Raw genomic sequence first — 24,683 nt, 5'->3', positions numbered from 1 at the left:
GCAGTAAGCCGCCGACCCGACGGGGGACCGTCCAGTGACCCACGATCCACCGACGCCGTACGAGACGACCGCGGACGACGCGGCGCTCATCCGGGAATCCCGGGAGAGACCGGAGGTCTTCGCACGGCTCTACGACCGCCACGCCGCCGACATCCACCGCTACGCCGCCAGGCGCCTCGGCGACGCCGTGGCCGACGACATCACCGCGGACACCTTCCTGGCCGCGTTCCGTCACCGCACCCGGTTCGACACCGACCGGTCCAGTGCCCGGCCCTGGCTCTACGGCATCGCCGCCAACCTCATCGGCAAGCACCGTCGCACCGAGCTGCGCGCGCTGCGGGCGCTGGCCCGTACGGGCATCGACCCGGTGGCCGAGTCCTGGTCCGACCGCGTGGACAGCCGCGTCACCGCGCAGGCCGCCCACCGGCCGCTGGCCGCCGCACTCGCCACCCTGGCCGACCGCGACCGCCACGTGCTGCTGCTCGTCGCCTGGGCCGACCTCAGCTACCAGGAGGTCGCCGAGGCGCTGTCCATCCCGGTCGGCACCGTCCGTTCCCGGCTCAACCGCGCCCGCCGCAAGGTGCGCACCGCTCTGGGCGGCGACCCCACGATCGTCACCGACGCCGCGGAGGTGGCGTGACATGGACGAGATGACACGGCTGCGCGAGATGCGCGCCGACACCCCGGCCCCCGACCGGGCCCGGCTCGCGGCCGGACGGCAACGCCTCGCCGACGTGACCGCGAAGCGGTCCCGCCGCCGCGCGCTGCGCACCGACTGGCGTCTGGCCTCGCTCGGCGCCGCCGCCGCCGCTGTGGTGGCGGTCCTGATCGGCGTCCAGATCCAGGAACCCGGCGGGGGCGAGCCGTCGCCGGCCGCCTCCACCGTCGTCACGGTGCCCGACCTCGACGACCCGGTCGCCCTGGTCCACCGCATCGCGGACGCCGCCGAGGCGCGCCCCGACCCGGACCCGAAGCCGGGGCAGTGGGTCTACGAGAAGAGTGTCCGCGGCCACGAGACCGGATCCGACGAAGGGGAACCCGGCTCCGGGCCGCAGGAGAGCTGGTACCTCTACGCCGACCCGCAGTTCGAGAACGGGACGGAGGGCGACGACTACTCCCACCGGCTGCGCTACGACTTCGTGGCCGACCTCCCCGAGGACCCGGAGAAGCTCTTCGCGAAGCTCCGTGAGTTCTACCCCGCCGCCGGCCCCGACGAGCCGCGCCTCGCGCACGACTACCGCGCCGCCCGCGTCCTCGCCGGCACCTGGCCGGTGCCCCCGCAGGGCATCGCCCGCGTCTACCGCGCGCTCGCCACCCTGGACGGCATCTCGGCGGTCGACCACCTCGTCACCGACGCCACAGGACAGAAGGCGATCGCGGTGTACGTGAAGACCCCCGGCACCACCCTCCGGGACGAACTCCTCTTCGACCCACGGACGCTGGAACGGGTGGGGAGCCGGGCTGTCGTCGTGAACAGCGAGAACCTCCCCGACTCTCCGTACGGCGACCCGCCGGAGAAGGGCGACGTGCTCATCAACTCCGCCGTCCTCGACCACGCGATGGTCGGCCGCGAGAACGAGCGGCCCTGACCGTCGCCGCGTACCGTCCGGGGAGCGACCCCGCAAGGGGGGAGGGCCGCTCCCCGGACGCCCGTCCCGACCGGACGCCTCCGGCACCCCTGGGCGGACGACCCGGCTGGTGAGACCGGTTCGCCATGCGCGGGCAGCGCGGGCTAGCGTTCGGTGTATGACCGATGCAGCCACCGCCAGCTCCACCGCCAGCACCGCCACCGGCGCCGTCGCCGCCGGGCTCGCCACCGTCACCGACGGCGGCACCGTCCTCGACACCTGGTTCCCCGCCCCCGAGCTGTCCGCCGAGCCCGGTCCGGCCGGCACCGAGCGGCTCAGCGCGGAGCAGGCCACCGCGCTGCTGGGCGACGCCGCGCCGCACGCCCTCGGCCCGGACCCGCGCCGCGACGTGGAGGTCATCGCCGTCCGCACGGTCATCGCCTCCCTGGACGACAAGCCGCTGGACGCGCACGACGCCTACCTGCGCCTCCACCTGCTCAGCCACCGGCTGGTCCGCCCGCACGGGCAGAACCTCGACGGCATCTTCGGCCTGCTCTCCAACGTGGCCTGGACGAACCTCGGCCCGGTCGCCGTCGACCGCGTCGAGCAGGTACGGCTGGCCGCCCGTGCCAGCGGCGTCCAGCTCAACGTCGCCAGCATCGACAAGTTCCCCCGCATGACCGACTACGTCGCCCCCAAGGGCGTGCGCATCGGCGACGCGGACCGGGTGCGGCTCGGCGCGCACCTCGCCGAGGGCACCACCGTCATGCACGAGGGCTTCTGCAACTTCAACGCCGGCACCCTCGGCACCTCCATGGTCGAGGGGCGCATCAGCGCGGGCGTCGTCGTGGGCGACGGGTCCGACATCGGCGGCAGCGCCTCCGTCATGGGCACCCTCTCCGGCGGCGGCAAGCAGACGATCTCCATCGGTGAGCGCTGCCTGCTCGGCGCCCAGGCCGGCGTCGGCATCTCGCTGGGCGACGACTGCGTGGTCGAGGCCGGCCTGTACGTCACCGCCGGCACCCGCGTCACCCTGCCCGACGGCGAGGTCGTCAAGGCCCTGGAACTGTCCGGCGCCCACAACCTCCTCTTCCGCCGCAACTCCACCACGGGCACCGTCGAGGCCCTTCAGCGCAGCGGCTCCTGGGGCGGCCTCAACGAGGCCCTGCACACCCACAACTGAACCCGCCGCCCGACCGGCTCACCCGCGAAGACCCGCACCCGCCGCGACCGGTGCGGGTTTTTCGCGCGCAAAGGCATAGCGAGGGCGTCCCGCAGGCGTCGAAGAGAGCGTCGGAAGAATTTCGGAAGGTGACGATGGATGTGCAGGGGCAAGAGAACTTCCGCGAGTTCGTGGCGCAGCGCTCGCCGGCGCTGCTGAGAACGGCGACGCTGCTCAGCGGGGGAGACCGGCACGCGGCCGAGGACCTCCTCCAGAACGCGCTGATCAAGGTGGCGGGCCGCTGGGACAAGGTGGAGGACCCGGAGGCGTACACCCGCCAGGTGCTCTACCGCCAGCAGATCGGCCGGTGGCGGCTGCGGTGGCGTCAGCGCGAGATGTCCGTGGCCGAGCCGCCCGACACCGCCGCCGGAACCGACGCCGGGGACGGCGCCGAACTCCGCGTCGTCATGGGCAAGGCTCTCGCGCGGCTCACCGCTCGGCAGCGCACGGTGCTGGTCCTGCGGTACTTCGAGGACCTTCCCGAAGCCGAGGTGGCCCGCCTCCTCGGCTGCTCCGTGGGCACGGTCCGCAGCACCACCCACCGCTCGCTCGCCAGGCTGCGCGTCCTGGCCCCCGAACTGTCCGCGCTCGGCCTCGGTGACCCGTCGCCCGCGGCAGCAGGTCTGACCCCCGTGGAGGTGCGGTCGTGAACATGGAACAGGTCCTGCGGGACACCTTGCGGGACATGCACGAGAAGGAGGCCGCGCCCGCGCCGCCCGACCTGGCGGAACGGGTGCTGCGCACCCGTCGCCGGCGCCGGGTGCAGGGGGTCGGCGCGGTCGCCCTCGCGCTGGCCGGCGTCCTCGCCGCGGCCTTCGCGGTGCCCGCCCTCGACCTCGGCGGCACCCGTGGCGAGGTCGCCGACCACGCCGACCGGGTGGCCACCCGGGAGGTCCTCGCCCACCCCCACCAGTCGCCGCCGCGTGAACTGATCGCCGCGGGCGACACCGCGATGTCCGCGTACTCGCTCCGGGAGAACCGCGAACAGCCCGACGGCGACGTGATCCACACCCGCGTCTGGCACCTCTACAACCCCGCCACCGGCCGGTACGAGGAGACGGACTGGGCGTGGGCGGACGTCGCCCCGGGCCTGGATGTGGCCGCCGTGCTGGAGCGGCAGCTCCCCGCCGAACGGATCGGCATCCTGGACCTCGCCACCGGTGAGGTGAAGCGGTGGATCCCGCTGGAGCACGGGGCGGGCAGCGTCTACTGGTCGCCGAACGGGGACCGCCTGCTCGCCACCACCTACAGCAAGAACCCGGACCGCTACCACAAGGAGCACCCGCGCAACGTCAACGGGAAGGAGGAGCCGGGGCCGCTGCCCAGCCGCACCGGGTTCGCCGTCGTGGACGCCGAGACCGGCGCTGCCGACTGGACCGACTTCCCGTGGACACCGGAGGACTCCCCGTTCGGAGTCGAGAACGACATCGCCCCCGAGGACATGCCGTACTTCGGCAACGGTCGCGACGACCTGAAGTGGAACTGGGACGGCACTCTGGTGCGGGCCCACAACTCCACCACGCCGCCGAAGAAGTTCTACACGGTCGACGGCGAACCGGCGAAGTCCCCCACGGAGAACTACGCCTACTCCCACGCGGGCAAGTCGCCCGACGGGCGCTACGCGGCCGGCGACTTCGCGGGCGAGGGCGACAACATCGCCACCGTGGTGTACGACGCGCGGAACGGCAAGCCGGTCGCGAAGCAGCCCGTGCAGGAACTCCTCGCCTGGGCCGACGAGGACTCGCTCATCGCCTGGGGGTGCGAACCCGACCGCTGCGGCGGGACCGGCGAGTTCCGGCAGCAGTTGCTGCTGGTCGACGTGAAGGGCGGCAACGTGCGCGAACTGTCCGACTTCCGCGACAGCCAGAGCAAGAGCGGCTGGACGCCGTACTTCTCCCGCCGCTGAGCGTGAGCGTCACACCCCGCCGCCTGCCCGGGCCGCGCACTCGCGCGGCCCGGGTAGGCTGCGGCGCATGAGTGATCTCGGGGCGGGACTGCGGTATCTGGGGCGCGGGCAGCGCTGGGCGTTCGGGCACGGACGGTGGTACGGGTTCGGGCTGCTGCCCGCTCTCGTCGCGTTCGTGCTGTACGCCGCGGCCCTCACCGCGCTCGCCTACGGCGCCGACGACATCGCCGCCTGGGCGACGCCGTTCGCCGACGACTGGAGCGACTTCTGGCGCGACGCGCTCCGCGTCACCTTCGCTGCGCTGCTGTGGGCCGCCGGTCTGGCGCTCGCCGTCCTCACCTTCACCGCCGTGACGCTGCTGGTCGGCGACCCGTTCTACGAGAAGCTCTCCGAGGAGGTCGAGAAGTCCGAGGGCGGCTGCCCGCCCGGTTCGGACGCGCCCTGGTGGCGGCAGCTGTGGCGTTCGCTGCTGGACAGCCTGTACGTGCTGGGGCGGGCGCTGTTGTTCACCGTGCCGCTGTTCGTCCTCGGCTTCGTGCCCGTGCTCGGGCAGACCGTCGTGCCGGTGCTCGGCTTCTGCGTCTCCGGGTACTTCCTGGCCGCCGAGCTGACCTCGGTGGCGATGCAGCGCCGTGAGATCCCGGTCCGGGAACGGCTGGCGCTGCTCCGCGCGCGGCGTTCGCTGGTGCTCGGCTTCGGGGTGCCGCTGGTGCTGTGCTTCCTGGTGCCGTTCGTCGCGGTCCTGCTGATGCCCGGCGCCGTCGCCGGGGCGGCCCTGCTGGTCCGCGACGTGGCGGACGGCCACCGTGACGCCCCGGCCGCCGTGCCCCCGCCCGCCCAGCAGGCGTCACCGGCGCACCCGGCTCCCCCGCACCTCCCCGGCCCGCCGCGTCGCTGACGCCCGGCCCAGGCCGGAAAGGCTCAGACGTCGCCGCCCTCGCGGGGGAAGTCCGCCGTGGGGAGCTCCAGGTCGACGACGGTGCCCGACAGATCCAGGACCTCGCCGAACTTCGCGGTGAGGCGGCTCTGGTACTCGCCGTCCTTGGGGTGGGTGAAGAGGTGACAGGTGGCCGTGTACGGATCCACGATCAAGTACACGGGGACCGCCGCGGCGGCGTACGCCTGCTGCTTCGGCCCGTAGTCGTTGGCGGCCGTACCCCGCGAGATCACCTCGGCGATGAACTCCACGTCTTCGTGAAGCCACCCGCGGCGACCGTCGGTGTGACCCTTGCCTGCGGAGTCCCTGAGCTTGGCCACGTCCGGCGCGAACCCGTTGCTCGAATCGGGGAAGTCGATACGGACGTCCGACTTCACCTTGGCGTCCATACCGAATCGGTCCTCCAGGGCGCGGACGATCCGGCGAATGATCTCCCAGTGCGCGTCCCGCTGCGGCGACATGTGAACGGTCCCCTCGACGATCTCGGCCTTGTAGCCCTCGGGGACGGGCATCCGCTCCAGCAGCTCGAACAGCTCGTCCAAGCTCAGGTCGTCGCTCACGGCCCTCTCGATCCTGTCGGTCAGCTCGACGGTCATCGACGTGCCACTCCTGCCCGCCGCACCGGGCGGCGCAGCCGCACGGTTCAACGATACGGCGGACGGTGGGACACGTGGCGTCACCACACGTGTCCCACCGGCGCCACTCACAGGAGGCCGGGGGCCGGGGGCCCGGAAGGTCACGGCGTCACGGACGGAACCGCAGCACCTGCGGGTCGTGGTCGCTGACCTGGTCCGCGAACTCGGCGTTGGTGTGCACGATGTCGTAGTCGAAGCGGCGGATGCCGGGCGACACCAGCGTCTGGTCCAGCACCTGTGAGTTGCCGTCGTAGACGTAGGTGTAGCGTTCGCACTCCGGCAGGGCGTGCACCGCGCTGCGCAGCACCCTGCCGTCGGTCAGCTGCTCGGTGGTGGCGGAGAACTCGAAGTCGTTGATGTCGCCGAGGACGACGACGTCGGCCTTCCGCTGCACCTTCACGACGTCCTTGACGAAGGCGTTGACCGACCGCGCCTGCAGCAGCCGCTGCTCCTCGGAGGAGCGGGACGGCGGCTGGAAGCGGCTGTGCAGCGACTGGTCGCCGCCCTTGGACGCGAAGTGGTTGGCGACCACGATGACCGTGCGGCCGCGGAAGCGGAACTCGCCTGCGACGGGCTTGCGGCTGTCCTCCCAGGCGGCGGCGGTCGGGTCGATGCGGCCCGGGGAGTGCGTGAGGGTGGCCCGGCCGCGGCGCTCGACCACGTCCGTGGCGGTGGTGGCGTCGCCGCCGGGGCGGTCCACGAAGTCGACCCGCTCGGGGTTGAAGAGGAAGACGTTGCGTATGTTGCCGCCGGGCTGGCCGCCGTCCTGCTTGTCCTGTGGGTCGATGCCGCGCCATGCGTAACGCGGTCCGCCCGCCGCGACCACCGCGTCGATCAGCTTGGCCACCGTCTCGTCGGCCGCGACCACGCCGTCGTCCTCGGGGCCGGTGTTGTCCTGGATCTCCTCCAGGGCGACGATGTCCGGCGAGGCCAGGGCGTTCACCAGGCCGTCGGCGAGGCGTGCGAACTTCTCCTCGTCGTCGCCCGGGTCGAGGTTCTCCACGTTGTACGTGGCCACCGCCAGCTCGCGGCGCCGCTGCTCGCGGGTCTGCTCCCGCTCCAGGCCGCCGTCCTCGACGGTGCCCAGCTCGCGGGCGGCGAGGTAGTAGCCGCCGAACTGCTCGTAGTCCAGCGGGCCCTCCGTCGTGCCGGACAGCGTGTCGCCGGTGTCCGCCGCCGGGAACGGCTCCTCGGCGAGCGGGGTCAGCGACTCGACCTTGAGGCGCCCGGGGTTCTGCTCGTCGTAGCCGCCGTAGCGGGTGCCGCCGCCGGCGGTGGGGTTCTGCCGCGGCTCCACGGTCACCCACATCTCGGCGTACTCGGTGCTGGGGCCGGCGACCCGGGCGTCCCGGACGCGGACGTTGCTGCCCTCCAGCGACTCGTACAGGTCCAGCGCGTACCGCGAGGGGCGCAGCTCCAGGTCCTCGATGCCGCCGTCCGCGCCGCCCTCCGGGGCGTACGCCGAGGGCACGCTGCGGGAGCCGAGGGTGCGGGGAGCCGGGATCGGGTTGCCCGAGGAGACGACGGTCACCTCGGGCCCGGATATCTGCGTGACCGACTGGTTCCCGCCGTCCCGGCCGCCGTAGTAGTACTCGCCGACCGTGCCGGTCACCCGCACCTCGTCGCCGGGCCGCACGGAGGGTGCCGAGCCGGTGAAGACGAACACGCCCTCGCTGGTGGCGGCCGATCCGTCGCCCTCCGGGTCCTGGAACCAGAAGCCGCGCGAGCCGTACGTGCGCACGCCGGTGACGATGCCCGCCACCTCCCGGACCTCCTCGCCCGCATAGGGAGACAGGCGGGTGGAGCCTTGGATGTCGTGGATGCGCAGCGGGTCGCCGTCCGCGGCGAGGGCGGGGGAGGCGAGCAGGGTCGAGGTCAGTGCGGCGGCGGTGAGCGCACCGAGCGCGGCGGTGTGACGGGTGGTCAAGAGGTCCTCCGTGGGGCGGGTGAGAAGCACCGGAACACGCCGGAAGTGGCAAGGCGGTTCTCTACGCGCGTAAAGCTTGCCGAGGGGGAGGTCGTTGTCAAGGGACGGCAGGAAGTCACCCGGTCGGGGACGGGTGAACCCGAGGCGGCCGCACGGCGACGTCCCTGCTCGTGCGGCTGCGGCGCCGCCGTACCGGCAGGTCTCACTTACGACTTTCCAGGCCGAGTCCTCTAGGCTGGCCCTGCCCCCGGGCTCCGGTCGTTCCCGCCGCACGTCCACCTCCCGCCGCGCCGTCCGCGCGGCCCCCGGACGCCTGGAACACCGTCCACGCCCCGCCGATCGACGCCCCGCGAGGAGCCCCGTTCCATGTCCGGTGACGACCGCCCCACCATGCCCCCCGTGCGGCTGCCCTCCGAGGCCGAGCTGGCCCGGGACGCCCTGGCGGCACCGCTCTTCGCACGCGCCGTCTCCCTCGCCCGCTGGGCGGACGAGAAGCCCGTGCCGGTCGGAGCGGGCGGCGAACTGCTCGCCGACGGACTGGCCGAGGCCGCCACGCGCCTCGGCCTGATCGCCGACCCGGAGGGCACCGCCGCGACCGCCGAGGCGTGGAACCTCGCCGTGGACACCGGCCTGCTCGAGGTCGACGAGGACGAGGACGCCGAACCCACCCTGGAGAGCGACGAGGCCGTCGGCACCGCATCCGGCGGCGGCGAGCTCGCCCGCCTCACCGGCTCCGTTGCGCCCGCGGAGGTCCTGGAGCTCTGGCAGGGCGGGATGGAGACGGTCCTCGCCGACGCGGCCACGCCCAGTCTCGAGGACCTCCTCGGCGACCTGGAGGGCGTCGTCGGCGACGACGGAGAGATCGACCCGGACGCCGTCGACCTCGACGCCCTGGAGTGGGACCCGGAGGAGGAGACCGACTTCCTCGACAGCGCCCTCGGCAACCTCTACCTGTTCACCCTCCAGGACCCGGCCGTCGCCTCCGGCGCCATGGTGCCGCTGCCCGTCCTCGCCGCTTCGATGATCGTCCCCGACGACATGGACGAGCCGACGGACGAGGTGCTGGAAGAGGTCTCGGTCGCGATGATGCGGCTCGACGAGCAGTTCCGCATCCTCGAGCCCACCGGGATGCTGGCCTACCGGCCGGTGGACGAGGCGCTGACGCAGGAGGCCGACGACGCGCTGCCGGACGACGAACCCGCCCCCGACGAGGAGGAGGACGTCTCCCGTTACGGCATGGTGCGCCTCACCCCGCTGGGCCTGCACGGAATGCGGCAGCGCATGCTGGACGCCGGCATCGACGCCCCGCTCGTCGGCGACCTCGCCGAGGAGGACGCCACCACGCTGCTGGGTGCGCTCGTCTCCTACCCCGAGACCGGTGCCCGCGAGGAGGTGGAGGGCTGGTTCGCCGCCCGGGACTCCGCCGACCGGGCAGCCCGCGACCTGCTGGCCGCCGCACGGGGCCGCGACGACGAGGCGCCGGGCCGCAGGCTGGTGTGCCAGCAGGCGCTCTCCCTCGCCGGGGACGCCGCCGAGCCCGCGCTGCGCGACGTGCTCGACGACGCCGAACTCGGCGGCCTCGCCCGGGTGTGGCTGGTCGAGCACGGTGCCGAAGACGTCCCGCCGCCGGACGAGCGCATGGTCTTCTGGCTCGCCGTCGACACCCTCGCCGCGCAGCTCGCCACCGCCGGTGAGCCCGACGAGCTGCGGGAGCTGATCCGCGGCCTGGTCGACCAGCACGCCGGGTTCTTCGACAAGGCGTGGAAGGTCGATCACCCGGCGGCCGCCGACGTGCTGGAGGCGATGGGGCGCCTCCACCCGGACCGCGGCACCGCCAAGGAGGCCCGCAAGGCCGCGTTCAAGGCCCGCTCCGCGCACCCCGGCTGACCCCCCGCGCACGGCCCGGCGCCGTGCGGGTCCGGGACCCGCACGGCTGCCCGGTTCAGACGACCGGGCCCGGCCGGGTGCCGGCCCCGGCTCAGCGGGCCGTCACGCGAACTGGCCCGGCTGGTAGCCCCCGGCGGGCTGCCGGATCATCACGTTCCCGCGGTTGAAGGCGTTGATCAGGGCGATGACGCTCACCAGCGCGCCGAGCTGCTCCTCGTCGTAGTGCTTGGCCGCGTTCTGCCAGGCCTCGTCCGTCACCCCGCCCGCCGCGTCGGCGATGCGGGTGCCCTGCTCGGCCAGCTCCAGCGCGGCCCGTTCGGCGTCGGTGAACACCGTGGCCTCCCGCCAGGCCGCGACCAGGCTGAGGCGCGTCGCGGTCTCCCCGGCGTGCAAGGCGTCCTTGGCGTGCATGTCGACGCAGAAACCGCACCCGTTGATCTGACTGGCGCGGAGCTTCACCAGCTCCTGCGTCGCGGCCGGCAGGGTCGATTCGGCCAGCACCTTGTTCGCGGCGGTCAGCTGCCGCACGAACCGGGCTGCGACCGGGTTCTCGAAGAGGTTGAGACGAGCCTCCATGGCGCACTCCTGTGTCGTCGTCGAGTGGTTGCACCTCCAGGACGGACGGGGCGGCGCCGGCTGTGACACGGCCTGCCTGTGATGTGCGCCACACTCGGGAGGGCTTCGGTGCCACCACCATCTTCCGCACCGCGTACGGTGGACGCCCGCCCGTCGTCGTGCGCAGTTCAACCGCCGTTCTCCGGGGCGGGCGAACGTGTGCCGTGCCCGCTTTCGCGCACGTCAGGAGAGGCCGGTACACATGCCGATCAGCCGCAGAGACTTCACCACGCGCTCCGCCGCCACCGGTGCGGGCGTCGCCCTCGCCGGCAGCGTCGGGGTCCTCGCCAGCGCCCCCGGCGCGCTGGGGAACCCGTCCGGCCACGCTCGTGGTCACGGACACGACGGCGGTCGTGAGGGCGGGCACCGCCCGGAGCTCGGTTACGGCCCGCTGCTCTCCGACCCGGCCGGGGTGCTCGCGCTGCCGGAGGGCTTCTCGTACCGCATCCTCACCCACTCCGGCGTCACCACCCTGGAGTCCGGCGAGACCACGCCCTCGAACCACGACGGCACGGCCGCCTTCGAAGGCCCGCGTGGCACCGTCCTCCTGGTCAACAACCACGAGCTGCGCGGCCCGCGCGGCGGCTGGGACCACCCGGTCCCGCTGCCGGACGGCCTGGTCTACGACCCTGCCGCGGCGGGCGGCTGCACCGTGGTGGAGGTCTCCCGGCACGGCGACCACGTCGCGGAGTGGGTCGGCATCGCCGGTACCTCCACCAACTGCGCGGGCGGCGCGACCCCGTGGGGCACCTGGCTGACCTGCGAGGAGAACACCGACCGGGCCGGCGAGAACGGCATGACCAAGGACCACGGCTACGTCTTCGAGGTCGACCCCTGCGACCGCCGCGCCAACCTCGACCCGAAGCCGGTCAAGGCCCTGGGCCGGTACGACCACGAGGCCGTCGTCGTCGACACCCGGCGCGGCCACCTCTACCTCACCGAGGACGCGTCCGGGCCCAACGGCCTCTTCTACCGCTGGACGCCGCCGCGGAACTTCCGCCAGGGCCGCCGCGCCCTGCGCGGCCTCGCGGACGACGCGGGGGTGCTCCAGGCGATGCGCTGCCACGACTCCGGCGGCCGTTTCGTCGAGGACCTCTCCCACGCGACCCGCGCCGGCACCGTCTACGGCGTCGACTGGGCCGAGGTACCGGACCGCGACGCCCGCACCACCCCGGTGCGGAAGCAGTTCGCCGACGGCGAGGTCACCCGGGCCCGCAAGCTCGAGGGCATGTGGTGGGGCGACGGGGGCGCGTACTTCGTGTCCTCCTTCGCCCGGGACGAGAGCCCCGGCACGCCGCACGACGGGCAGGTCTGGTTCTACGACCCGCGCCGCCGCACCGTCACCCTCAAGGTCCTCCTGGGGGTCAACCCCGACCCCGGGCGGCCCGGTTCCCTCGACGGCCCGGACAACGTGACGGTCTCCCCGTACGGCGGCCTGATCATCGCCGAGGACGGCGAGGGGCAGCAGCACCTGTTCGGGGCCACCGACCGCGGCGAGACCTACCCGCTCGCCCGCAACGAGTTCAACATCGGCACCGAGGACGAGCCGGAGTACAGCGAGATGACCGGCGTGTGCTTCTCGCCGGACGGCGACACCCTCTTCGCCGGCATCCAGACCCCGGGCATCCTCCTCGCCGTCACCGGCCCCTGGCGCCGCCGCCCCCGCCACCACCGCTGACCGGCGCTCACCGCGAGGGCGTCACCGGCACGGGGGTGCCGGTGACGCCTTCACGTATGCGTCATCACGGCGGGGACCTCAGAGGGCGGCGCCGCCGGGTTTGACCATGCCGCGGACGGTGCGGGAGTCGACGTATTCGCCGAGGGCGGTCATGTCCCACTCGCCGGAGAACTGGCGGATCAATTTGCACATCAGCACACCGGTGCGGGGCTCGGCGTTGGTGAGGTCGAAGCGGACCAGTTCCTCTCCGGAGCCGCCGTCCAGCAGGCGGCAGTACGCCTTGGCGACGTCCGTGAAGCGCTGTCCGGAGAAGGAGTTGACGGTGAAGACCAGGCCGGTGACCTGCGGCGGGAGGTCGCCGAGGTGGACGGTGATGACCTCGTCGTCACCCGCGCCCTCGCCGGTGAGGTTGTCACCGGAGTGCTGGATGATGCCATTGAGGATGGCCAGCTTGCCGAAGTAACAGGCGTCGATCTTCTTGCGGTTCGCGTCGTAGGCGATGACGGAGGCGTCGAGGTCGATGTCCTTGGAGCGGAACGCCGGTTCCCAGCCGAGGCCCATCCGCACCGAGGTGAGCACCGGACGGCCGCCCTTGACCAGGGAGACGGTCTGGTTCTTCTGGAGCGAGACGCGCCCCTTGTCCAGGTTGATCTTGCCGGTGCCGGGAGCCGGAGCCGCGGGTGCCTGTGGTGCGGGCGGTGCGGCGGGTGCCGAGGGAGCCTGCGGGGCGGCAGGGGCTGGACTTGCCTGCGGGGCGGCGGGAGCCGCGGGGGCCTGCGGCGCGGGGGCGGGTTCCTCCACCGTGACGCCGAAGTCCGTGGCGATGCCGGCGAGTCCGTTCGCGTAGCCCTGGCCCACCGCCCGTACCTTCCAGCTGCCGTTGCGCCGGTACACCTCCACCACGACGAGCGCGGTCTCGGTGCCGAGGCCGGGCGGGGTGAAGGTGGCGATGACCGCCTGGCTCTGCGCGTCGCGCACGGTGGCGGTCGGCTCGGTGCCGGCGAACGTGGCCCCCGGGGCGTCCAGGCTGGCCGTCACCACGACCTTCTCCACGTCGGCCGGGACGGCGGCGGTGTCGACGGCGATGGTGTCGACCGATCCGCCGCTGCTGTGCGTGACACCCGGGCCGTGCGGCTGGTTGTAGAAGACGAAGTCGTCGTCGGAGCGCACCTTGCCGTCAGCGGCGATCAGCAGGCCCGACACGTCCAGCCGCACCGGGGCCGTGACGTCCACCGCGACCCGCGCGGTGGTCAGCGGAAGGTTCGAGCCAGGGGTCATTGCAGTCATGCCGGGAGTAACGAACGGATCCGGATCCCGGTTCCTCCGGCGGCAGCGGGTCGCGCGCGGCCCTTCCGGGAAGGGCGGCGACCGTCACGCCGAGGATGCTGACCGCCGTGCCGGTCAGCGCGACCGTCCCCGGCGCCTCGCCGAACATGACGAACGCCCAGGCGGTCGTCATGCGGCGGCGTGAGGTACATCAGCACACTGGTGCGGGTGACTCCGCGCCGCCGCAGGCTCAGCCAGTAGAAACCGTAGCCCCCGGCCGTGGACAGTGCCACCACCCAGGCGACGGCGAGCCAGAAGTCCCAGGCGGCGGGCGGCGCCGCGTGTCCGGCGGCGCCCGCCACGGCGGTGAACGCCACGGCGCTGACGAGGCAGTGCAACGGCAGCGCGTCGGTGACCGCCGTGCGGTGCTTCGCGCGCCGCTCGGCGAAGCTGGCGGCGAGCAGCCCCGCCATGCCGGCGAACGGGAGCGCGTACGCCCACGGCGGTGCGGCGCCGGAGGCCAGATCGCCCCGCACCACCAGCGTCACTCCCGCGAGGCCCACCACCAGGCCGGCCCACTGCCGGCGGGAGACGCGTTCGCCGAGCAGCCGGCCGGCGAGAGCCCCGGCCGCGAGCGGCTGGAGGGCGGCGATCAGCGCACAGGTTCCCGCGGGGACTCCGGCGCCGACGGCCCAGAAGACCGAGCCGAGGTAGACGCCCTGGGAGAGCAGCCCCACGACGGCCTGCTCGGCGAGCGCACGGGGAGGCGGCATGCGCCGGCGCAGCAGCCATCCGCCGCCGAACAGCGCGGCCGCCGCGACGAACCGCCACATCAGCAGGGTGTCGGCACCGGCGGCGCGGGTGCCGAGTTCCGCGCCGATGAAGCCGGAGCTCCACATCACCACGAGCCCCGCGCCGGTGAGGACTCCCGTTGCGCTGTGGGTGGACACGCCGGTCTCCCTTCCGTCCGGTCTCCCGGTGAGGCCGAGTAGACCGATCTGTTTACCTGGTCTCGGGTTACAGTGAACTAAACAGATCGGTCTACCGCAAGGGCGGGCAGGAGGTCACGGAGATGACGAGCACGGTCACACCCGGTGCGCGCAAGATCCTCGACGCGGCCGCGCGCCTCTTCTACGACCGCGGCCTCACCGCCGTCGGCGTGGACCTGGTCGCCCGCGAGGCGGGCGTCACCAAGAAGACGCTCTACGACCGCTTCGGCTCCAAGGACGCGCTGGTCACCGCCTATCTCCGGGAGCGCGACGAGCGCTGGCGCGCCTGGCTGACCGCCGAGGTCGAGCGCCGGGCGGAGACGCCGTACGGACGCCTGATCGCCACCTTCGACGCGCTGGGGGAGTGGATGCGGCGGCAGAACCCGCGCGGCTGCGGCTTCGTCAACGCCGCCGCCGAACTCCCCGACCCGGACCACCCGGCGCGCGCGGTGATCACCGGGCAGAAGCGGTGGCTGCGCGGCCGGCTGCGGGAACTCGCCGTCGCGGCGGGCGCGGACGACCCGGACCGCCTCGCCGACGAGCTCGCCCTGCTGCACGAGGGCGCCACCGTGCTCGGCGGGCTGTCCGTCGCCGGTCAGGGGGGCGGCGGTGACAACGGCGCGGGGCAGGGTCGCGCCGACCCGGTCGTCACCGCCCGCGCGCTCGCGGCCCGGGCGCTGGGCGAGGCGGGCTGCCGCCCGGAGTGAAGCGCCGGGCGGGAAACGGGCGGTGACCTGCCGTCAGCGGCGCTCGCGGGAGTGGCCGAAGAGGAGGCGATAGGCGATCAGCAGCACCAGCGAGCCGCCCACCGCCGCCAGCCACAGCGACGGGTCGACGAAGTTGTCGCTCACCGGCCGGTCCAGGAACGTCGCGGACAGCCACCCGCCCAGGAACGCGCCCGCCACCCCGATCAGCGCGGTGCCGAGGATGCCCCCCGGATCGCGGCCCGGCAGCAGCACCTTGGCGACCGTGCCGGCCACCAGCCCCAGGATCAGCCAGCTGACCACGCCCGAGTTCGCGAGCTCGGCGAGCCCGGTCGATTCCTCGTCCGCCGCGAAAGCGGCGGCCGCCGTGACGAATGCGCCGTCCATGAAGTCCTCCCCGTGTGCCAGGCGTTGGTCTCCATCATGCCCGCCGGCGGAGGAGTCAGTGCAGTCCGGGCGGGTCGACGGTGCAGAACCTCCCGCCCAGCAGCCGGGCCGTTGCCCCCTCGGTCTCCGGCGCGCCCTGCGCGGCGAGGAGCGCCGGGGCGTACGTCTCGGAGTCGTCCTCCGGGGCGTAGCCGAGTGCGCGTGCGTCCGAGAGGTCCCACACCAGGCGGGTGTTCGCCGACGAGCCGTAGACGGCCGTGTGGGCCACGCCCTCCGCGCTCAGCGCCGCGTGGACGAGGCGCGCGCAGTCGTCGGGGCTGAGCCAGATGCCCAGCTGCCGCACATCGGCGGGCTCGGCCGCGCAGGAACCGATGCGCAGCGAGACCGTCTCGACGCCGTGGCGGTCCCAGTAGAGCTGCGCGAGGTCCTCGCCGTACGCCTTGGACAGCCCGTAGAAGGTGTCAGGCCGGTGCGGGGTGCGCACCGGGATCCGAGGGTCGCCCGGGCCCGGCAGCGGCGTGAACCCCACCGCGTGGTTCGACGACGCGCACACCACCCGCCGTACGCCTTCTTCACGCACCGTCTCGTAAAGCCGCGTCGTGCCCTCGATGTTGGCCCGCAGGATGCGTGCGAAGGGCGCCTCGGACGGGATGCCCGCCAGGTGCACCACCGCGTCCACGCCGCGCACCGCCCGGCGCAGCGCGGCCTGGTCGTCGAGGTCCGCCGTCACCGCCGCCGGCTCGCCCGCGACCGGCTCGACGTCGAACAGCCGCAGTGTGTAACCGTACCCGGGCAGCCGTTCACGCAGCAGGGTGCCGATGCGGCCGGCCGCGCCGGTGAGAAGAACGGTGCGGGGCGGTGGGACGGCGCGGGGCGAGGCCGAGGCGGGCGCGGTCATCGCCCCATGCTAGGCCCGTGTGGCGCAGGAGCCCGGGAGCCTACGGCTGCTCGGCGGCTCCTCCCGCACCGTCCGCCCGTCCCGCGTCCGTGCCGGTCGCCTCCAGGAACGCCCGCAGACGGGCTGCGACGGCGTCCGGACGGTCCTCGGGGAGGAGCGTGTAGGCGTCCGGGATCTCCTCGTGGGTGCACCGGGGCAGGATGCTTGCGAGCCGCCGGCCGTGCTCGGGCGGCATCACCCGGTCCTCCGCCGCCCACAGCACGAGCGCCGGCCGGTCGAACCGCCGCAGCTCCTCGGACCAGCGCAGCAGTTCCTCCCGCGGCGGCACGCCCAGTACGTAGCGGCGCAGGTCGCGGCGGATCGCCGCGGAGGTCCACAGCGGGCGGAACCAGGCGTCCATCACCTCGGCCGGCACCGGGCGTCTGGTCATCCACCCCCACGTCATCGGCAGCCGCCGCGCCGCGCGCAGCCGCAGCAGGGCGAACGCGGCGGCCGTTCCGCCGGGCAGGCGCGCCGCGGCGTGCAGATTCCGCCCCGGGAGGCCGGGCGGGTAGTTGTCGAACGCCTCGCACGAGGTCAGCACGAGGCGGCCGATGCGCTCGTCCCGGCCGTCCGCGACCAGCGCCTGCGCGCCGCCCCAGTCGCTCAGGACCAGGGTGACGTCCCGCAGGTCGAGCGCGTCGAGGAACTCGGCCACCAGGCGTGCCACGCCCAGCACCGAAAGGTCGGCGTCCTCCCGCATCGGGGTGCGGTGCGCACCGAGCGGCAGCGTGGGCAGTACGCACCTGTGGTCCTCGCGCAGCGCCGGGACGACGTTCCGCCAGAGGCTGCCGTCCATCGCGACGCCGTGCAGCAGCACGACCACCGGTCCGTCACCGCCGGTGTCCAGGTAGGTGAGGGGGCCTGCCGACAGTTCCACCTGGGGCATGAGCGGTGACTCCTTCGTGGGCCGGAGCGGGAGGGAACCGGTGCGGATGTCACATTCCGCGGGCCCCGGTCCGTCGTACGGGTGGAGAGACGCTCCGAGAACCGTCGAAGGAGGCCTGGAGATGGCCCGCATCTCGCTCGACCCGCCGCGCACGCTCACTGTACGCATCGCCCGGTGGTACTCGCACCGCACCTACGGGAAGGTCCTCGACCCGATCAGCGCCATGGGCCACCACCCTCGTGCTCTGCGGGACGGGGGCCGCTTCGAGCAGCGGCTCGCAGGCTGGAAGGAGCTGGACCCCGCGCTGAAGCACCTGGCCGTCATGGTGTCCGCGGTGCGGATCGGCTGCTCGTGGTGCGTGGACTTCGGCCACTGGGACGCCGCGGAGAAGGGGCTCCCGATGGACAAGGTGCAGTACGTCCCGGAGTGGCGCGAGCACCGTGAGCTGTTCACCGAACGGGAACTGCTCGTGATGGAGTTCGCCGAGGCGATGACGGAGACCGAGCCGGCCGTCACCGACGCCATGGCCGCCGAACTGGTGCGGCGGCTGGGTGAGCCGGCGTTCGTCGAGCTGGCCTTGATGGTGGCGGTGGAGAACCAGCGGTCGCGCCTGAACGCCGCGCTCGGCCTGAGCGGTCAGGGGTTCTCCGACCGGTGCGAGGTGCCCCTGCGACGGTCCCGGCCGGCCTGACCGGGCGCCGCCGCTACTGGCGCGTCACTTCACCGGGGTGAAGTCACGCGCTCCGATGTACTCCGGCCGCCGTACCGGCGCCGCGAAGGGCTCCACCGCCTCGTTCTCCACGCTGTTGAAGACGATGAAGACGTTGCTCCGCGGGTACGGAGTGATGTTGTCACCGCTGCCGTGCATGCAGTTGCAGTCGAACCAGGTCGCCGAGCCGGCCCTGCCGGTGAAGAGCTCGATGCCGTGTGCGTCGGCGAACTTGGAGAGGGCCTCGTCCGAGGGCGTGCCCGCGTCCTGCATCTGCAGCGACTTCTTGTAGTTGTCCTCCGGCGTCTCGCCCGAACAGCCCAGGAAGGTCTGGTGAGACCCCGGCATGATCATCAGGCCGCCGTTGGTGTCGTAGTTCTCGGTCAGGGCTATCGAGACCGAGACGGTCCGCATCTTGGGCAGACCGTCCTCCGCGTGCCAGGTCTCGAAGTCGGAGTGCCAGTAGAAGCCCGTGGCGCCGAAGCCCGGCTTGACGTTGATCCGGGACTGGTGGACGTAGACGTCCGACCCCAGGATCTGCCGGGCACGGCCCACCACACGCGGGTCCCGCACGAGACGAGCGAAGACCTCGCTGATCTTGTGCACCTCGAACACGGTCCGGATCTCCTGCGACTTCGGCTCCACGATGGAGCGGTCGTCCGCACGCATTACCGGATCCGAGGTGAGCCGTTCCAGTTCCCGGCGGTAGGTGTCCACCTCGTCGGGCGTGATGAGGTGGTCCATCGCCAGGAACCCGTTCCGCTCGTAGCCCGCCAGGTCCGCGGCCTCGATGGGCCCCGGCGTACCCGGTCCGGACCACACGACGGGGTCCATGCGCGGAGTCGCCACCTCGGTGGCGCCACGGGTCGGGTACAGGTCGGCGATGCTGCGCTCGGGTGCGGTGGTCATGGTGTTGCCTTCCTCTCCTCTCGTACGGCCCTTTCTGTTGGGCGGATGAACCGAGTGACCCGGATGGGCCAGAACACACTCCCCTGACCCGTCCGGGAACTACTCAGCCGTCGGCGGGCTCGGTGAGAAGCGGGTACACGCCGTTCTCGTCATGGTCCTCACGGCCGGTGACGGGCGGGTTGAAGACGCAGATCACGCGAAAGTCCGTCTTCGGACGCAGCGTGTGCTTCTCGTGCCCGTCGAGCAGGTACATCGTGCCGGGAGTGATCATGTGCTTCTCGCCGGTCTCGTCGTTGGTGAGCTCGGCCTCGCCCTCTACGCAGAGCACGGCCTCGATGTGGTTCGCGTACCACATCGACGTCTCCGTGCCGGCGTAGAGCACTGTTTCGTGCAGGGAGAACCCGACCCGCTCCTTGGCCAGCACGATGCGCTTGCTGCGCCAGGTGCCGGAGGCGGACTTCACGTCGCGGTCGGTGCCCTCGATGTCCTTGAACGAACGAACGATCACTGCGGTGGTGCCTTTCTCGGGTGGTGGCTGTCAAGGGGGCGGCCCGCCCCGCATGCGCGGGGCGGGCCGAGGCTGAGGTGGCTAGACGGTCTCACGGACGGCTCGCGCCAGAATCCGCAGACCCTCGTCCAGCTCCTCGGAGGTGATGGTCAGCGACGGCAGCAGTTTGACGACCTCGCTCTCCGGGCCGGAGGTCTCGATCAGCAGACCCAGCTCGAAGGCGCGCTTGGCGATGAGGTTCGCCTTGGGCTTGTCGTGGAACTCCATGCCCCACACCAGGCCGCGGCCGCGGACGTCCGCGACGGCGTCCCGGTGCTCCTCGGCGATGGCCTTGAGGGCCATCTCGACATGCTCGCCGCGGGCGAGTGTCTGCTTCTCCAGCTGCGCGTCGTTCCAGTAGGTCTCGATCGCCGCGGTGGCGGTCACGAACGCCGGGTTGTTGCCGCGGAAGGTGCCGTTGTGCTCACCGGGCTCCCAGATGTCCAGCTCCGGCTTGAACAGCGTCAGGGCCAGCGGCAGGCCGTAGCCGCCGATGGACTTCGACAGCGTGATGATGTCCGGCTTGATCCCGGCCTCCTCGAAGGAGAAGAAGCCGCCGGTCCGGCCGCAGCCCATCTGGATGTCGTCCACGATGAGCAGCATGTCGTGCCGCTCGCACAGGTCCGACAGGGCGCGCAGCCAGTGGGCGTTGGCGACGTTGATGCCGCCCTCGCCCTGCACCGTCTCGACGATCACGGCGGCCGGCTTGTTCAGCCCGGAACCGGAGTCCTCCAGCAGCCGCTCGAACCACATGAAGTCCGGGTACTCGCCGTCCAGGTAGGAGTCGAACGGCATCGGCGTGCCGTGCACCAGCGGGATGCCGGCGCCGGCCCGCTTGAACGCGTTGCCCGTGACGGCCAGCGAGCCCAGCGACATGCCGTGGAAGGCGTTGGTGAACGACACGATCGACTCGCGGCCCTTGACCTTGCGGGCCAGCTTCAGCGCGGCCTCGACGGCGTTGGTGCCGGTCGGCCCCGGGAACATGACCTTGTGGTTCAGGCCGCGGGGCTTGAGGATCGTCTCGGAGAAGGTCTCCAGGAAGGCGCGCTTCGCGGCCGTCGACATGTCGAGACCGTGCGTGACGCCGTCCCGCTCGATGTAGTCGATGAGGGCACGTTTCAGCACCGGGTTGTTGTGGCCGTAGTTCAGCGTGCCGGCCCCGGCGAAGAAGTCGAGGTAGGTGTGGCCGTCCTCGTCGTGCATGTGGGCGCCCTGCGCGCGGTCGAAGACGGTGGGCCAGCCACGGCAGTAGCTGCGCACCTCCGACTCCACGGTCTCGAAGACACTGAGGTCGGGCGGGGTGATGGTCACAGCATGCTCCTGGGAGTGTGTCGCGTGAAGAGTGCGGAAGTCTGAAGGGGTGGGCAGAGGGGTCGTCGGTTGTCCGGGCCGTGCGGTGCGAACGTCAGGGACGCCCATCCGCGGCCTGTCCGAGCGCCACGAGCGAAGGGGCCGGGCCGATCCGGTAGAGCACCTCGGAGTCGTGCCCCTCGTCGGGGAAGACCCCGGCGTCGAAGAGCACCTCGCGCTCCAGCGGTGCGCTGTGCCGCTCGGCGTAACGGCTGAACAGGCGGTTGGATGCGGTGTTGTCCGGCGTGATCGTGGTTTCGATCCCGTCGATGCCCAGTGTCTCCGCCACCCGGGAGCTCAGCCCGTCGAGCATCGCGGCGGCGAGCCCTCGCCCGCGCTGCGCCTCGTCGACGGCGACCTGCCAGACCACGAGGGTCCGCGGGCTCCGGGGGCGGAGGTAGCCGGACACGAAGCCGACCGGGTCGCCGCCCGCGTCCCTGGCCACGACCGAGGTGTCGGCGAAGTCGCGACACCACAGCAGGTAGCTGTAGGAGGAGTTGAGATCGAGCGTCCGGGAGTCGCGGGCGATGCGCCACATCGCGGCTCCGTCCTCCAGTCGAGGAATGTCGAGCTTCAGTCCCTCCGGCATTTCCAGGAAATCGCTAGGGGCACGTGCATGGTCTGCTTGTGCGGCGGTCATGGCATTCAAATTTACCGAGGAGAATCTGAAACCGCATCGCGGAAAGGGGTTCACAAGGGTGCTGCTGTGTGGTATCGCGCAGGCGCGAGCCTCTTCGTACCTGCGCGACGTTTTGCCTGTTCATGTCGGGCATGGCGGGACGAAGTGTCCTGCCTGTGGAGTCTGTCACATTGGCATAACGACTGACCGGAGCGCCCCGGAATTGCTGCTTCGGTGAAGGGATAAATCTCAATGTTTGAGAAGGAAAAAAGCGGGCAGAAGAATATGGACGGCTACACACGATAATCGAGTCCGGATTGTGTCCGAATCTCTTGTCGTGAGCCCTGTGAAACCGAGGGTGACGATTCATCCGCGCCCGATGGGTGCTGGAGCGTAGCAGGCTCCTCGTACAGTGCGGACATGAGCGACCGCGGAATTCTCCACATCAAGGGGCGGATCCTGGCCGGCCCCGAGGACGTACGGGACGAGCTGTGGGCGGTGGACGGCCGCGTCACCTACGAGCCCCCTGCCGCAGGATCGGGTCCGGAGCCCGTCGTGGTCCACGGCTGGGCCCTTCCCGGCCTGGTCGACGCACACTGCCACGTGGGCCTGGACGCGCACGGCCCGGTGGACGACTCGACCTCGGAGAAGCAGGCGCTGGCCGACCGGGAGGCGGGCACCCTGCTGATCCGCGACGCCGGTTCGCCCTCGGACACCCGCTGGGTCGACGACCGCGAGGATCTGCCGCGGATCATCCGGGCCGGACGGCACATCGCCCGCACCCGGCGCTACATCCGCAACTACGCCCACGAGATCGAGCCGGGCGACCTCGCCGCCTACATCCGGCGCGAGGCCCGGCGCGGGGACGGCTGGGTGAAGATCGTCGGCGACTGGATCGACCGCGCCGAGGGCGACCTCTCGGCGTGCTGGCCGCGCTGGGCCGTGGAGGAGGCGATCGAGGCGGCGCACGCCGAGGGGGCCCGGATGACCGCCCACTGTTTCGCCGAGGACTCGCTGCGGGACCTGGTGGAGGCGGGGATCGACTGCATCGAGCACGCCACCGGGCTGACCGAGGACACCATCCCGCTGTTCGCCGAACGGGGCGTCGCCATCGTGCCGACGCTGGTCAACATCGCGACCTTCCCGCACCTGGCGTCCGGGGGCGAGGCGAAGTTCCCCCGCTGGTCGGACCACATGCGACGGCTCCACGCCCGCCGCTACGACACCGTCCGCTCCGCCCATGACGCCGGCATCCCGGTGTTCGTCGGCACGGACGCCGGGGGCGCGCTGCCGCACGGCCTGGTGGCCAAGGAGGTCGAGGAACTGGTCAAGGCCGGCATCCCGCCGCTGGCTGCGCTGTCCGCGACCACCTGGGGCGCACGCGAGTGGCTGGGCCGGCCGGTCCTGGAGGAAGGCGCCCCGGCCGACCTGGTGGTGTACGACTCCGATCCCCGGGAGGACGTGCGGGTGCTGGCCGGGCCCCGCCGGGTGGTGCTGCGGGGGCGCATCGTCCAGTAGTGGTGGCGGAGACTGCAGGGGCGTGGGAAGCCCGCAGTGACGGGAGAATCGTGCATACGTCCACATGTCCCACGTGTGGGTGAATCTCCGCTCTTGCGCCTCTCGGGTGACCCGTGTGCGTCAACGATGTGCTGGTCTCCGTCACCGGCACGAGCGACCCCCGGAGGGGTGCGCCGGTTGACACCAAGCACCTTCGTGGGGGTTTCACACCGTGAACACAGCTGTACGCAGTCTGCTCGCCGCCGCCGTCCTGGCGGCGGCCGGCACCGCACCCGCGCACGCCACGGGCAGCGACGACGGTCGCCGGGCGGGGGACGAGGGCGCCGCGAGCGCCACCGTGCTCCGTGCCGCGCTCGACGTCGGGCTGCTGAACAAGACCGTCGACGTCCCGCTGACCAGCACCCTGAACGAGGTCACCACCCGGGACGGCGGCGGCACCGAACGCCGCACGGCGCTCACGGCGCGGCTCGACGGCGTCCAGGGCGGCGAGCCCTTCAGCGTGCTTCAGGCACAGGTCGCCGACGCCGAGGCGGGCCACGACGCGTCGAAGAGCTGGGGTGCCGTCACCCTGGCCGACGCCAGGGTGCACGTCCCGGGGCTGCCGCTGCTTTCCGTGGTCGAACTGGAGAAGGTCACCGCGCGGGTGGAGTGCGCGGCCGGCGAACGTCCCGCCGCCGAGGCGAACGTGCTCGGCAGCGTGCGGGCACTGGGCAAACGGGTGACCCTGACCGCGGGCGGCCCGACGGTGGTGACGGTTCCCGGCGTCGGCGAGGTGCGGCTCGAACTGTCGCGCACCGACAGGACCTCGCGTACGGCCGCCGCCACGGCGCTCGAACTGTCCGTGGAGGTCGACCCGCTGGACCTCGGTGTCGCGGAGGTCGCCGGCACGCTCACGGTCGCGGAGGCGACCTGCACCGCACCGCCCGCGCCGCGCGATGAGCCGGAGCCGGAGGCGGAGGAAGAGCCCGACCCGCAGACGCAGACGGTGCCCGGCGAGAAGCGGCCCGCCGGTCCCGAACTCGCCGCCACAGGAGGTGATCCGGCCACGCATTACCTCGTCGGCGGCGCGGCGGTGCTGCTCGTCGCAGGCGCCGCGACGGTCTTCGCCCTCCGCCGCCGCGGCTAGGGCCTGTCCGGCGGATCTTCTCGGGCCCGCGACGACGGCTACGGCACCTCTCCCCCGTGGCCCTTCGGGCACGGGGGTGCCCCCACCGTTGTCGCCTCGCGCGAGCACGACACGTACGCGCTGCGATCCTCCGCCTTGCGATGCGTCCCCACGGTCCTGGCGGGCCTGGGGAGACCCCATGCATCCGACGCCGCGGGCCGACCCTCAAAGGTCCGCCGGACAGGTCCTAGTTGTATTGACCCGGAGCGTTGTTCACACGGCTGATCGGTGGCTGGCCGCCGAGTGCGGTGTGGCAGCGGTGGTGGTTGTAGGTGTGCAGGAAGTCTTGCAGAGCTGCGGTCCGCTGCTCGTTGCTGGT

At 72.3% G+C, this 24,683-nt stretch carries 24 protein-coding genes and 1 pseudogene; 12 read left to right on the top strand and 13 right to left on the bottom strand.

Going from position 1 to position 24,683, the window contains the following annotated elements:
* The first annotated feature begins 34 nt into the window (after positions 1–34).
* The 6 genes from RM572_RS13910 to RM572_RS13885 all read left to right on the top strand — a co-directional run bounded on the left by RM572_RS13910 (position 35) and on the right by RM572_RS13885 (position 5,594).
* A complete protein-coding gene (locus RM572_RS13910; RefSeq protein ID WP_311673644.1) occupies positions 35–640 on the top strand; it encodes an RNA polymerase sigma factor in 606 nt (201 codons plus the stop codon).
* A 1-nt stretch (position 641) separates the two neighbouring features.
* Positions 642–1,589: a CU044_5270 family protein gene (locus RM572_RS13905; RefSeq protein WP_311673643.1), complete on the top strand. Its 948-nt coding sequence runs from the start codon at positions 642–644 to the stop codon at positions 1,587–1,589.
* A gap of 157 nt (positions 1,590–1,746) precedes the next feature.
* Entirely contained in the window at positions 1,747–2,751 is a 1,005-nt protein-coding gene (gene dapD, locus RM572_RS13900; protein ID WP_027762393.1) for a 2,3,4,5-tetrahydropyridine-2,6-dicarboxylate N-succinyltransferase, read from the top strand.
* Between the two features lie 134 nt (positions 2,752–2,885).
* The gene (locus RM572_RS13895) at positions 2,886–3,440 is read left to right on the top strand and encodes a SigE family RNA polymerase sigma factor (RefSeq protein WP_311673757.1); all 555 of its coding nucleotides are present in this window, start codon (positions 2,886–2,888) and stop codon (positions 3,438–3,440) included.
* 2 nt (positions 3,441–3,442) lie between these two features.
* The gene (locus RM572_RS13890; protein ID WP_311673756.1) at positions 3,443–4,696 is read left to right on the top strand and encodes a WD40 repeat domain-containing protein; all 1,254 of its coding nucleotides are present in this window, start codon (positions 3,443–3,445) and stop codon (positions 4,694–4,696) included.
* A 67-nt stretch (positions 4,697–4,763) separates the two neighbouring features.
* Positions 4,764–5,594 carry an EI24 domain-containing protein gene (locus tag RM572_RS13885; protein WP_311673642.1) on the top strand — a complete coding sequence of 277 codons (831 nt, stop codon included), beginning with the start codon at positions 4,764–4,766 and terminating at the stop codon, positions 5,592–5,594.
* 23 nt (positions 5,595–5,617) lie between these two features.
* Here the strand turns inward: RM572_RS13885 and RM572_RS13880 are convergent, their stop codons facing one another.
* Together RM572_RS13880 and RM572_RS13875 are read right to left on the bottom strand one after the other, a co-directional pair.
* Positions 5,618–6,229 carry a Uma2 family endonuclease gene (locus RM572_RS13880; RefSeq protein ID WP_311673641.1) on the bottom strand — a complete coding sequence of 204 codons (612 nt, stop codon included), beginning with the start codon at positions 6,227–6,229 and terminating at the stop codon, positions 5,618–5,620.
* Positions 6,230–6,377: 148 nt separating this feature from the next.
* Positions 6,378–8,195, bottom strand: coding sequence for an endonuclease/exonuclease/phosphatase family protein (locus RM572_RS13875; protein ID WP_311673640.1), 1,818 nt, complete (start codon positions 8,193–8,195; stop codon positions 6,378–6,380).
* A gap of 366 nt (positions 8,196–8,561) precedes the next feature.
* On the opposite strand from RM572_RS13875, the gene RM572_RS13870 reads away from it, so the two are divergent.
* Positions 8,562–10,082 carry a hypothetical protein gene (locus tag RM572_RS13870; RefSeq protein WP_311673639.1) on the top strand — a complete coding sequence of 507 codons (1,521 nt, stop codon included), beginning with the start codon at positions 8,562–8,564 and terminating at the stop codon, positions 10,080–10,082.
* Between the two features lie 102 nt (positions 10,083–10,184).
* On the opposite strand, the gene RM572_RS13865 is transcribed toward RM572_RS13870, so the two are convergent.
* Positions 10,185–10,658: a carboxymuconolactone decarboxylase family protein gene (locus tag RM572_RS13865; protein ID WP_311673638.1), complete on the bottom strand. Its 474-nt coding sequence runs from the start codon at positions 10,656–10,658 to the stop codon at positions 10,185–10,187.
* A 241-nt stretch (positions 10,659–10,899) separates the two neighbouring features.
* Between RM572_RS13865 and RM572_RS13860 the strand changes: the two genes are divergently transcribed.
* Positions 10,900–12,375, top strand: coding sequence for an alkaline phosphatase PhoX (locus RM572_RS13860; RefSeq protein ID WP_311673636.1), 1,476 nt, complete (start codon positions 10,900–10,902; stop codon positions 12,373–12,375).
* 78 nt (positions 12,376–12,453) lie between these two features.
* Here the strand turns inward: RM572_RS13860 and RM572_RS13855 are convergent, their stop codons facing one another.
* Both RM572_RS13855 and RM572_RS13850 read right to left on the bottom strand, forming a co-directional pair.
* The gene (locus RM572_RS13855) at positions 12,454–13,653 is read right to left on the bottom strand and encodes a TerD family protein (protein WP_311673755.1); all 1,200 of its coding nucleotides are present in this window, start codon (positions 13,651–13,653) and stop codon (positions 12,454–12,456) included.
* A gap of 5 nt (positions 13,654–13,658) precedes the next feature.
* Entirely contained in the window at positions 13,659–14,591 is a 933-nt protein-coding gene (locus RM572_RS13850; RefSeq protein ID WP_311673635.1) for a DMT family transporter, read from the bottom strand.
* 122 nt (positions 14,592–14,713) lie between these two features.
* On the opposite strand from RM572_RS13850, the gene RM572_RS13845 reads away from it, so the two are divergent.
* Entirely contained in the window at positions 14,714–15,337 is a 624-nt protein-coding gene (locus RM572_RS13845; protein ID WP_311673634.1) for a TetR/AcrR family transcriptional regulator, read from the top strand.
* Positions 15,338–15,370: 33 nt separating this feature from the next.
* On the opposite strand, the gene RM572_RS13840 is transcribed toward RM572_RS13845, so the two are convergent.
* From RM572_RS13840 to RM572_RS13830, 3 genes are read right to left on the bottom strand one after another with little or no spacing between them, the layout of a single operon-like run.
* On the bottom strand, positions 15,371–15,721 hold the full coding sequence (locus tag RM572_RS13840) for a GlsB/YeaQ/YmgE family stress response membrane protein (RefSeq protein WP_247597796.1): 351 nt from the start codon (positions 15,719–15,721) through the stop codon (positions 15,371–15,373).
* 55 nt (positions 15,722–15,776) lie between these two features.
* Positions 15,777–16,619 (bottom strand): NAD-dependent epimerase/dehydratase family protein, encoded by an 843-nt coding sequence (locus RM572_RS13835; protein ID WP_311673633.1) that lies wholly within the window; start codon positions 16,617–16,619, stop codon positions 15,777–15,779.
* Positions 16,620–16,659: 40 nt separating this feature from the next.
* Complete coding sequence (locus tag RM572_RS13830; RefSeq protein ID WP_311673632.1) at positions 16,660–17,547, bottom strand: alpha/beta fold hydrolase; 888 nt, start codon at positions 17,545–17,547, stop codon at positions 16,660–16,662.
* A gap of 121 nt (positions 17,548–17,668) precedes the next feature.
* Here RM572_RS13830 and RM572_RS13825 point away from each other — a divergent pair, with 121 nt between their 5' ends.
* Entirely contained in the window at positions 17,669–18,238 is a 570-nt protein-coding gene (locus tag RM572_RS13825; RefSeq protein WP_311673631.1) for a carboxymuconolactone decarboxylase family protein, read from the top strand.
* Positions 18,239–18,262: 24 nt separating this feature from the next.
* On the opposite strand, the gene thpD is transcribed toward RM572_RS13825, so the two are convergent.
* From thpD to ectA, 4 genes are all read right to left on the bottom strand, one after another.
* Positions 18,263–19,165, bottom strand: a complete 903-nt coding sequence (thpD, locus tag RM572_RS13820; protein ID WP_311673630.1) for an ectoine hydroxylase — start codon at positions 19,163–19,165, stop codon at positions 18,263–18,265.
* 103 nt (positions 19,166–19,268) lie between these two features.
* Positions 19,269–19,673, bottom strand: coding sequence for an ectoine synthase (locus RM572_RS13815; RefSeq protein WP_027762381.1), 405 nt, complete (start codon positions 19,671–19,673; stop codon positions 19,269–19,271).
* A gap of 81 nt (positions 19,674–19,754) precedes the next feature.
* The gene (ectB, locus tag RM572_RS13810) at positions 19,755–21,023 is read right to left on the bottom strand and encodes a diaminobutyrate--2-oxoglutarate transaminase (RefSeq protein WP_311673629.1); all 1,269 of its coding nucleotides are present in this window, start codon (positions 21,021–21,023) and stop codon (positions 19,755–19,757) included.
* Between the two features lie 94 nt (positions 21,024–21,117).
* A complete protein-coding gene (gene ectA, locus RM572_RS13805; RefSeq protein WP_027762379.1) occupies positions 21,118–21,651 on the bottom strand; it encodes a diaminobutyrate acetyltransferase in 534 nt (177 codons plus the stop codon).
* 450 nt (positions 21,652–22,101) lie between these two features.
* On the opposite strand from ectA, the gene RM572_RS13800 reads away from it, so the two are divergent.
* Positions 22,102–23,199, top strand: a complete 1,098-nt coding sequence (locus RM572_RS13800) for an amidohydrolase family protein (protein ID WP_311673628.1) — start codon at positions 22,102–22,104, stop codon at positions 23,197–23,199.
* A 211-nt stretch (positions 23,200–23,410) separates the two neighbouring features.
* Complete coding sequence (locus RM572_RS13795) at positions 23,411–24,325, top strand: SCO1860 family LAETG-anchored protein (RefSeq protein ID WP_311673627.1); 915 nt, start codon at positions 23,411–23,413, stop codon at positions 24,323–24,325.
* A 226-nt stretch (positions 24,326–24,551) separates the two neighbouring features.
* Here the strand turns inward: RM572_RS13795 and RM572_RS13790 are convergent.
* Positions 24,552–24,683: pseudogene (locus tag RM572_RS13790) on the bottom strand (integrase core domain-containing protein); the annotation flags it as partial.

The sequence above is a fragment of the Streptomyces hazeniae genome (genome assembly GCF_031845485.1).
Lineage (GTDB): Bacteria > Actinomycetota > Actinomycetes > Streptomycetales > Streptomycetaceae > Streptomyces > Streptomyces hazeniae.
The sequence above is the reverse complement of the archived record's forward strand: the minus strand, read 5'-3'. Positions and strand labels throughout refer to the sequence as shown.